Origin of the sequence: Lysinibacillus sp. NPDC097162, assembly GCF_044762185.1 — a bacterium.
In the GTDB taxonomy this organism is placed as follows: Bacteria; Bacillota; Bacilli; order Bacillales_A; family Planococcaceae; genus Lysinibacillus.
Genome location: NZ_JBIWDT010000006.1, coordinates 32,084 through 42,719, shown reverse-complemented (window position 1 = coordinate 42,719; position 10,636 = coordinate 32,084). Strand labels below are relative to the sequence as shown.

At 39.3% G+C, this 10,636-nt stretch carries 8 protein-coding genes; all 8 read left to right on the top strand.

Translation table 11 applies throughout. The annotated features are described in order from the left end of the window. The first annotated feature begins 116 nt into the window (after nt 1–116). The 8 genes from rpoC (at nt 117) to ACIQXW_RS19630 (ending at nt 10,576) form a co-directional block, all read left to right on the top strand. A complete protein-coding gene (gene rpoC / locus ACIQXW_RS19665) occupies nt 117–3,803 on the top strand; it encodes a DNA-directed RNA polymerase subunit beta' (RefSeq protein WP_402764870.1) in 3,687 nt (1,228 codons plus the stop codon). Nucleotides 3,804–3,938: 135 nt separating this feature from the next. Then, the gene (locus tag ACIQXW_RS19660; RefSeq protein ID WP_340821750.1) at nt 3,939–4,187 is read left to right on the top strand and encodes a ribosomal L7Ae/L30e/S12e/Gadd45 family protein; all 249 of its coding nucleotides are present in this window, start codon (nt 3,939–3,941) and stop codon (nt 4,185–4,187) included. Between the two features lie 98 nt (nt 4,188–4,285). After that, nucleotides 4,286–4,705: a 30S ribosomal protein S12 gene (rpsL, locus tag ACIQXW_RS19655; protein ID WP_010860613.1), complete on the top strand. Its 420-nt coding sequence runs from the start codon at nt 4,286–4,288 to the stop codon at nt 4,703–4,705. A 148-nt stretch (nt 4,706–4,853) separates the two neighbouring features. After that, nucleotides 4,854–5,324, top strand: coding sequence for a 30S ribosomal protein S7 (rpsG, locus tag ACIQXW_RS19650; protein ID WP_024364378.1), 471 nt, complete (start codon nt 4,854–4,856; stop codon nt 5,322–5,324). 42 nt (nt 5,325–5,366) lie between these two features. After that, complete coding sequence (fusA, locus tag ACIQXW_RS19645; RefSeq protein WP_340821752.1) at nt 5,367–7,445, top strand: elongation factor G; 2,079 nt, start codon at nt 5,367–5,369, stop codon at nt 7,443–7,445. Nucleotides 7,446–7,581: 136 nt separating this feature from the next. Then, nucleotides 7,582–8,769: an elongation factor Tu gene (gene tuf, locus ACIQXW_RS19640; protein WP_340821753.1), complete on the top strand. Its 1,188-nt coding sequence runs from the start codon at nt 7,582–7,584 to the stop codon at nt 8,767–8,769. A 100-nt stretch (nt 8,770–8,869) separates the two neighbouring features. Next, the gene (locus tag ACIQXW_RS19635) at nt 8,870–9,553 is read left to right on the top strand and encodes a response regulator (protein WP_401021131.1); all 684 of its coding nucleotides are present in this window, start codon (nt 8,870–8,872) and stop codon (nt 9,551–9,553) included. Continuing rightward, nucleotides 9,554–10,576, top strand: a complete 1,023-nt coding sequence (locus tag ACIQXW_RS19630) for a sensor histidine kinase (protein ID WP_402764865.1) — start codon at nt 9,554–9,556, stop codon at nt 10,574–10,576. It abuts the gene before it with no gap. Nucleotides 10,577–10,636: the final 60 nt, after the last annotated feature.

Genomic DNA, 10,636 nt, shown 5'->3' with positions numbered 1-10,636 from the left:
TTATGAATGAAATCAATCTATTTTTAATCTTTTGTCAAAATGTATTTTTGCAAACGATTGTCGAGCTGCGTAAAAGAGTCTTTATAAAGACCTATAACTAGAGGGAGGTAGGCTCCTTGATAGACGTTAATGAATTTGAATATATGAAAATTGGTTTAGCATCCCCTGACAAGATTCGTTCTTGGTCATATGGTGAAGTAAAAAAACCAGAAACAATTAACTATCGTACATTAAAACCAGAAAAAGATGGTTTATTCTGTGAACGTATTTTCGGTCCTACGAAAGACTGGGAATGTCACTGTGGTAAATACAAACGTGTTCGCTATAAAGGCGTAGTTTGTGACCGTTGTGGTGTTGAAGTAACACGTGCAAAAGTTCGTCGTGAACGTATGGGTCACATCGAATTAGCTGCTCCAGTTTCTCATATTTGGTACTTCAAAGGTATTCCAAGCCGTATGGGCCTTATTTTAGATATGTCTCCACGTGCTTTAGAAGAAGTAATTTACTTCGCATCTTACGTTGTAATTGAACCAGGTGCTACAAACTTAGAGAGTAAGCAATTACTTTCTGAAAAAGAGTACCGTGCATACCGTGAAAAATTCGGTGCAACTTTCGAAGCAGCGATGGGTGCAGAAGCAATCAAAAAGCTTCTTGCTAAAATCGATCTTGAAGATGAAACACATTCTTTAAAAGAAGAACTAAAATCAGCACAAGGTCAACGCCGTACACGTGCGATTAAACGTCTTGAAGTAGTAGAATCATTCCGTAACTCAGGTAACTCTCCAGAGTGGATGATTTTAGATGTACTACCTGTTATTCCACCGGAGCTTCGTCCAATGGTTCAATTAGATGGTGGTCGTTTTGCAACATCTGACTTAAATGATTTATATCGTCGTGTAATCAACCGTAATAACCGTTTAAAACGTTTATTAGATCTTGGCGCACCAAGCATTATCGTTCAAAACGAGAAACGTATGTTACAAGAAGCAGTTGATGCATTAATCGATAACGGTCGTCGTGGTCGTCCAGTCACTGGACCAGGTAACCGTCCGTTAAAATCACTTTCACATATGTTAAAAGGGAAACAAGGTCGTTTCCGTCAAAACTTACTTGGTAAACGTGTTGACTATTCTGGTCGTTCAGTTATCGTAGTAGGTCCAAATTTAAAAATGTACCAATGTGGTTTACCGAAGGAAATGGCAATTGAGCTATTTAAACCTTTCGTTATGAAAGAATTAGTAGAACGTGGTCTTGCACACAATATTAAATCTGCTAAACGTAAAATCGAACGTTTAAACAACGACGTATGGGACGTTTTAGAAGATGTTATCCGTGAGCATCCAGTATTACTAAACCGTGCACCAACGCTTCACCGTCTTGGTATCCAAGCGTTTGAACCAACACTTGTTGAAGGTCGTGCAATTCGTCTTCACCCATTAGTATGTACAGCTTACAACGCTGACTTCGATGGTGACCAAATGGCGGTTCACGTACCATTATCAGCTGAAGCACAAGCAGAAGCTCGACTTCTAATGCTTGCTGCCCAAAACATCCTAAACCCGAAAGATGGTAAGCCAGTTGTAACACCATCTCAAGATATGGTATTAGGTAACTACTATTTAACACTTGAGCGTGAAGATGCTCGTGGTGAAGGTTCAATTTTCTATGGACCAAACGAAGTTTTAATCGCATATGATACAGGTCATGTTCACTTGCATACACGTATCGCGATCAAAGCAAGTTCACTGAACAACCCAACATTTACAGAAGAACAAAATAATATGTTCTTATTAACAACTGTTGGTAAAGTGATCTTTAATGAAATCTTGCCTGAATCATTCCCGTTCATTAACGAACCTACTGATTTCAACTTAGAGCAAGTAACGCCAGAGAAGTACTTCGCAAACTTAACAATTGACTTAGAAACTTTAGCAGAGCTTGAAGCAGATGCCGCTTACAGCCAATTAGATGAAAAAGGTAAAGTAGAGGCGCAACGTTCAGCAGTACTTCGCAAACATTTTGCATCAGTACCTGTTGTAAACCCATTCCGCAAGAAATTCTTAGGAAATATCATTGCAGAAGTGTTTAAACGTTTCCACATTACTGAAACATCTAAAATGCTTGACCGCATGAAAAACTTAGGTTTTAAATACTCAACTCGCGCTGGTATCACTGTTGGTGTATCTGACATCGTGGTATTACCAGACAAAGGTGAAATCCTAGCTGAAGCACAAGAGAAAGTAGATAAAGTTCAAGCGCAATTCCGTCGTGGTTTCATTACAGAAGAAGAGCGTTATGATCGTGTTATCTCTAGCTGGAGTGCAGCGAAAGATGAAATTCAATCAAAACTGATGAAGTCACTTGAGAAAACAAACCCAATCTTCATGATGTCTGACTCAGGTGCCCGTGGTAACGCGTCTAACTTTACACAGTTAGCTGGTATGCGTGGTCTGATGGCCAACCCGGCTGGTCGTATTATTGAACTTCCAATCAAGTCTTCATTCCGTGAAGGTTTAACAGTATTGGAATACTTCATCTCAACACATGGTGCTCGTAAAGGTCTTGCCGATACAGCCCTAAAAACTGCCGATTCAGGTTACTTAACACGTCGTCTTGTAGACGTTGCACAAGATGTAATCGTTCGTGAAGATGATTGTGGAACTGACCGCGGCTTAACTATCGGTGCGTTAATGGAAGGTACAGAACTAATCGAAGCGTTAGACGAACGTATTGTTGGTCGTCATACGAAGAAAACGATTTTCCATCCAGAAACAGGCGATGTAATTCTAGAAAAAGACGGTTTAATCGACCAAGATGTCGCTCGTGTTATTATAGAAGCAGGTATCGAGGAAGTAACAATCCGTTCAGCGTTCACATGTAATACAAAACATGGTGTATGTAAAAAATGTTATGGCATGAACTTAGCAACTGGTGAAAAAGTTGAAGTTGGGGAAGCAGTTGGTATTATTGCTGCTCAATCAATCGGTGAACCAGGTACTCAGTTAACAATGCGTACATTCCATACAGGTGGGGTAGCCGGAGACGATATTACTCAAGGTCTTCCTCGTATCCAAGAGATTTTCGAAGCACGTAATCCAAAAGGTCAATCTGTCATTTCTGAGATTGCTGGTACGGTTTCAGATATTACTGAAATTCGTGAAGGTCTAAAAGAAATTACAGTTCAAGGTGACGTAGAAACTCGTAAATACCAAGCACCTTATAATGCACGTCTGAAAGTTATCGAAGGTGACTCAATCGAACGTGGTCAAGTATTAACAGAAGGTTCTATCGATCCAAAACAATTATTAAAAGTAAAAGACGTTTCAACAGTTCAAGAATATTTACTAAAAGAAGTACAAAAAGTATACCGTATGCAAGGGGTAGAAATTGGAGACAAACATATCGAAGTAATGGTACGTCAAATGCTTCGTAAAGTTCGCGTAATTGAAGCTGGTGATACAGAATTATTACCTGGCTCATTATTAGATATTCACCAATTCTCAGAGGCAAATGTAGATGCTGTTATGAACGGCAAAAATCCTGCAACTTGTCGCCCTGTAATCCTAGGTATTACTAAAGCTTCACTAGAAACGGAATCATTCTTATCTGCTGCATCATTCCAAGAAACAACTCGTGTGTTAACGGATGCTGCAATTAAAGGTAAACGTGATGAACTTCTAGGATTAAAAGAGAACGTAATTATTGGTAAACTTGTTCCAGCAGGTACTGGTATGCAACGTTATCGTCAAATCCGCATTGAAAAAGATGAGCTTGACGCAGAAGATCTAGTTTCTGCTGAATAACTTAACTAAGCTCCGAAGAGATGGCAAAAGCGCATCTCTTCGGACTTTTTAAAGATATTAGTTGACAGTAGAAATTGATAATGATAATATATTGAAGGTTGATAGTTAACTGTCTGTACTTCGGAGGATATGAAAATGTCTTATGATAAAGTAAGGGCTAGTAAAACAATCATTGGTACAAAGCAAGCAGTAAAAGCAATGCAAGCTGGTTTAGTGAAAGAGCTTTTTGTGGCACTTGATGCAGACAATTGGGTAACCGATTCGGCCATAACTTTCGCGAGAGAGAACGGTATACCAGTTATTCTTGTCGAGTCCAAAAAGGAACTGGGCAAAGCCTGCGGAATCCATGTTGGAGCTGCGGTTGTTGCTATTGCTGTAGATTAGTTTTTGTGTATAAAACACAAAGACTTTGTTTTTACCCAAAAAATGAACCACCTGGATGTGTGGTATTAACAAGGAATAAATGAAGGGAGGAAATACCGATGCCTACAATTAACCAATTAGTACGTAAGCCTCGTCAATCTAAAATCACGAAATCAAAATCACCAGCGTTAAACAAAGGATATAACTCATTTAAAAAATCTTTAACTGATGTTAAATCTCCACAAAAACGTGGTGTTTGTACTCGTGTAGGTACAATGACACCTCGTAAACCAAACTCAGCGTTACGTAAATACGCTCGTGTACGTTTAACTAACCAAATTGAGGTTACAGCTTATATCCCAGGTGAAGGCCACAACTTACAAGAGCACAGTGTTGTTCTTATCCGTGGCGGACGCGTAAAAGACTTAGCGGGTGTTCGTTACCATATCGTACGTGGTGCTCTTGATACAGCTGGTGTAAACGGTCGTTTACAATCACGTTCTAAATACGGAACAAAACGCCCTAAAGAAAAAAAATAATTTAACACGTTAAGTGTTAATTAGTGTTGAGTCTTACGTCGATATCACCAAATGCCAATCATGCTAGCTGATTTAGAATTAAGTGATAACTTCGTACAAGGCCAACGTATAAAAATAAATCGATAATTATTCGAAAGGAGGAAAACACATGCCTCGTAAAGGTCCTGTTTCCAAACGTGACGTGTTACCAGATCCAATTTATAATTCAAAACTAGTAACTCGTTTAATCAATAAAATGATGGTTGATGGTAAAAGAGGTACTTCTCAAAAGATTTTATACGGTGCGTTCGAACTAGTTAAAGAACGTTCTGGTGAAAATCCAATCGAAGTATTCGAAGCTGCTCTAAACAACGTAATGCCAGTTCTTGAAGTACGTGCTCGCCGTGTTGGTGGTTCTAACTATCAAGTACCGGTTGAAGTTCGTCCAGAACGCCGTACAACTTTAGGTCTTCGTTACCTAGTTAACTATTCTCGTCTTCGTGGTGAAAAAACTATGGAAGAGCGTTTAGCTAACGAAATTCTAGATGCTTCTAACAACACTGGTGCATCAGTTAAAAAACGTGAAGATATGCACAAAATGGCAGAAGCGAACAAAGCATTCGCACACTACCGTTGGTAATCTAAACATAGCATAAGCCCAATATGGAAGGAGAAATACCTAATGAAACGCGAATTCTCTCTAGAGAATACTCGTAATATTGGGATCATGGCTCACATTGATGCTGGTAAAACAACAACAACTGAGCGTATCCTTTATTACACAGGTAAGATTCACAAAATCGGTGAAACTCATGAAGGCGCTTCTCAAATGGACTGGATGGAGCAAGAACAAGAACGTGGTATCACTATCACTTCTGCTGCTACAACAGCTCAATGGGCAGGCCACCGTGTAAACATCATCGATACTCCTGGACACGTAGACTTCACAGTTGAAGTAGAACGTTCATTACGCGTACTTGACGGTGCTGTAACAGTTCTTGATGCTCAATCAGGTGTTGAGCCTCAAACTGAAACTGTATGGCGTCAAGCTACAACATACGGCGTTCCACGTATCGTATTCATTAACAAAATGGATAAAACAGGTGCAGACTTCTTGTATTCAGTAGGAACTCTACATGATCGTTTACAAGCAAACGCTCACCCAATCCAATTACCTATCGGAGCTGAAGATCAGTTCTCTGCTATCATTGACTTAGTTGAAATGAAAGCAACTTTCTACGGCGACGAAAAAGGTACTGCAGTAACTGAAGGTGAAATTCCTGAAGAACACCGCGAATTAGCTGAAGAATACCGTGAAAAATTAATCGACGCTGTTGCAAGTGTTGATGAAGAAATCATGGAAAAATATTTAGAAGGCGAAGAAATCACTGTTGCTGAGCTTAAAGCGGCTATCCGTCGTGCTACAATTGCAGTAGAATTCTACCCAGTAATCTGTGGTACAGCATTCAAACACAAAGGCGTACGCCCAATGTTAAATGCAGTTATCGATTACTTACCATCTCCAGTTGATGTACCAGCAATCAAAGGTACTTCAGTTGATGGTGACGAAGAGTTAGAACGTAAATCTTCTGATGAAGAGCCATTCTCAGCTCTTGCATTCAAAGTTATGACTGACCCATTCGTAGGTAAATTAACTTTCTTCCGTGTGTACTCTGGAACATTAGATGCAGGTTCATACGTACAAAACTCTTCTAAAGGTAAACGTGAACGTGTAGGTCGTATCCTACAAATGCACGCTAACTCTCGTGAAGAGATTTCTAAAGTATTCGCTGGGGATATCGCAGCAGCAGTAGGTCTTAAAGATACTACTACTGGTGATACATTATGTGACGAGAAAAACCTAGTTATTCTTGAATCAATGGAATTCCCAGAACCAGTAATTTCTCTTTCTGTAGAACCAAAATCAAAAGCTGACCAAGATAAAATGGGTCAAGCTTTACAAAAACTTCAAGAAGAGGATCCAACTTTCCGTGCTCACACTGACACAGAAACTGGACAAACAATCATCTCAGGTATGGGTGAGCTTCACCTTGATATCTTAGTTGACCGTATGCGCCGTGAATTTAAAGTAGAAGCTAACGTAGGTGCTCCAATGGTATCTTACCGTGAAACATTCCGTAGCTCTGCAAAAGTTCAAGGTAAATTCACTCGCCAATCTGGTGGTCGTGGACAATATGGTGACGTAACGATTGAGTTCTCTCCAAATGAAGAAGGTAAAGGCTTTGAATTCGAAAACGCTATCGTTGGTGGTGTAATTCCTCGTGAATACATTCCTGCAGTTGAAGCAGGTCTTCGTGACTCTCTTGACCGCGGTGTAGTAGCTGGTTACCCACTAATCGACATTAAAGCGAAATTAGTATTCGGTTCTTACCATGACGTTGACTCGAATGAGATGGCGTTCAAAATCGCTGCATCTATGGCTCTTAAAGAAGCATCTAAACAATGTGATGCTGTAATTTTAGAACCAATGATGAAAGTTGAAGTAGTAATTCCTGAAGAGTACCTTGGTGATATCATGGGTAACATTACATCTCGCCGCGGACGCGTTGAGGGTATGGATGCTCGCGGTAACTCACAAGTTGTTCGTGCAATGGTTCCGTTAGCGGAAATGTTTGGTTACGCAACAACTCTTCGTTCAGCAACTCAAGGTCGTGGTGTATTCTCAATGACATTTGATCATTATGAAGAAGTACCAAAATCAATTGCTGCTGAAATCATCAAAAAAAATAAAGGTGAATAATTGAATTTTCATCTTGCATAAAGTATAACTAATTTGTAAGCTATGATTGCAGGATAGAGGATGGGCCCGTTCTCTATCAGCATTCATTCTATAAATTTTAAAAATAAAACATACAATTTCGAGGAGGCAATCTCTAATGGCTAAAGAAAAATTTGACCGTTCAAAAACGCATGCTAACATTGGTACAATCGGACACGTTGACCATGGTAAAACAACTTTAACTGCTGCAATCGCTACAGTTCTTTCTAAAAAAATGGGTGGTACAGCTAAATCATACGCTGATATCGATAACGCACCAGAAGAAAAAGAACGTGGTATCACAATCAACACTTCTCACGTAGAATATGAAACAGAATCTCGTCACTATGCACACGTTGACTGCCCAGGACACGCTGACTATGTTAAAAACATGATCACTGGTGCTGCACAAATGGACGGCGGTATCTTAGTAGTATCTGCTGCTGACGGCCCAATGCCACAAACTCGTGAACACATCCTTTTATCTCGTCAAGTAGGTGTTCCATACTTAGTAGTATTCATGAACAAATGTGATATGGTAGACGACGAAGAATTATTAGAATTAGTAGAAATGGAAATCCGTGACCTACTATCTGAATATGACTTCCCAGGCGATGATATCCCTGTAATCAAAGGTTCTGCTCTTAAAGCTCTTGAAGGCGAAGCAGAATGGGAAGAAAAAATCGTTGAATTAATGGACGCTGTAGATTCTTACATCCCAACTCCAGAACGTCAAACTGACAAACCATTCATGATGCCAGTAGAGGACGTATTCTCTATCACTGGTCGTGGTACAGTTGCAACTGGCCGTGTTGAACGTGGTCAAGTTAAAGTTGGTGACGTAGTTGAAATCGTAGGTATTTCTGAAGAAGCTAAATCTACAACTGTAACTGGCGTTGAAATGTTCCGTAAATTATTAGACTACGCTGAAGCTGGTGACAACATCGGTGCTTTACTTCGTGGTGTAGCTCGTGAAGATATCCAACGTGGACAAGTATTAGCTAAACCAGGCTCAATCACTCCACACACTAACTTCAAAGCTGAAGTTTACGTTTTATCTAAAGAAGAGGGTGGCCGTCATACTCCATTCTTCTCTAACTACCGTCCTCAGTTCTACTTCCGTACAACTGACGTAACAGGTATCTGTAACTTACCAGAAGGCGTTGAAATGGTAATGCCTGGTGATAACATCGAAATGACAGTAGAACTTATCGCTCCAATCGCTCTTGAAGAAGGTACTAAATTCTCTATCCGTGAGGGTGGCCGTACTGTAGGCGCTGGCGTAGTTGCTACTATCCAAAAATAATTTTTAGCCTATGCTAATTATAAAACCAATCTGTAGGGACGCTTACAGATTGGTTTTTTATGTTAAAATATAATTGTGGAAGGAGTGTATGTAAATGGAAATGAAGGTTTTGTTGATAGAAGATGATCCATCAATTTTTGCAATGATTCAAGAGCGTTTTTCGCAATGGTCCTTACAAGTGGTAGGTCCGAATGATTTTCAAAAGGTGATGGATGATTTTATAGAAGAGAAGCCTCAATTAGTATTAATTGATATTCAATTACCAGCATATGATGGTTTTCATTGGTGTCGTGAAATACGGCATATTTCGAAAGTACCCATTCTCTTTCTATCCTCACGAGATCATCCAATGGATATGGTGATGGCTATGCAAATGGGTGCAGATGATTTTATACAAAAGCCTTTCCATATGGAAGTGTTACTTGCAAAAGTACAAGCTATTTTACGTCGTACTTATGATTATGTTGAAGAAGCAATGGATGTTACGCGTTTTAATGGTGCTGTTCTCGATTATGCGAGAAGCGAGATTATGTTTAATGGGGAGCTTGTTTCCTTAACTAAAAACGAATTGTTTATTTTACGTATTTTGTTGGAGAAGGGTAATCAAATTGTTTCGAGAGAAGACTTAATGAGGAAATTATGGGACGACGAGCGTTTCGTCAATGACAATACATTATCTGTAAATGTTAATCGTTTACGTACAAAGCTAGAGGATATTGGGTTACAGGAAGTTATTGTCACAAAAAAGGGACTTGGTTATATTGCCGTAACGCAGGTGACGTGAATGAGAATGGCATTATTGTTTTTAAGAGAACGGCTTGCGTGGATTGTTTTTTTTGTGTTTCTTCTTGTTATTCTTAACATATTATTTTCTTTAGATGTTGGTTTAGTAGCCATATCCATTTGGTACGTGAATATCATCATGGTCGTCACTTTTTCTATATTTTTATTATGGCGTTATGTAAGAGAAGTCGGTCAGTTGAAAGATTTCCTGGGAAATGTGGATAGTCGACTTGATGAGCCCCATACTCGAAGTTTAGCTTTATCACCATTTCAAGAGGCTTATTATAAAAAAATTGAAGATGTCTTCTATGATAAGGATGCAGAACTAAATGATGCGAAGGTGCAGCTACAAGAATATTCAGATGAGCTCCTTGCTTGGGTACATGAGGTGAAGGCTCCGTTAACAACGATAAATTTGATGTTAGATCATGTCGAGGATTTATCTTTACGTAGAAAATTAGAGACGGAGTGGTTAAGGCTCCATCTATTGGTTGATCAGCAGTTACATCAAACACGGCTAGCTTCTATAGAAAAAGATAATTATTTAACAGAAATTGAGCTTCGGTCAGTCGTCTATAAAGAAATACGTGCAATGCAGGCTTGGTGTTTAGAAAAAGATATTGGCTTCGATGTAGGAGAATTAACTGAAGTAGTGATGACAGATAGTAAATGGATAGCATTCATTGTTAGACAACTGTTATCCAATGCCATAAAATATAGTCCTGTAAATACAGAGATTTTTATTTTTACTGAAGTTGATTTAACTGGGGCAACTTTGCTTCACATTAAGGATGCAGGTATAGGCATTCGTAAAGAGGATATGCCGCGAATTTTTCAAAAATCGTATACAGGTACGGTAGGAAGAGAATCTGCACAATCAACGGGTATGGGCTTGTATTTAGCACAGAATATTGCTCAAAAAATTGGTGTGCGAATTAGTGTACAGTCAGTTGTAGGAGAAGGCTCGATATTTACGCTACGATTTCCATTACAAAATGAATATGTCAAACTAACAGGTAGATGACGAAATTGTCACCTACCTTTTTATATTGTCATGTAAAACGCACGAAAAGAATAAGCAGAC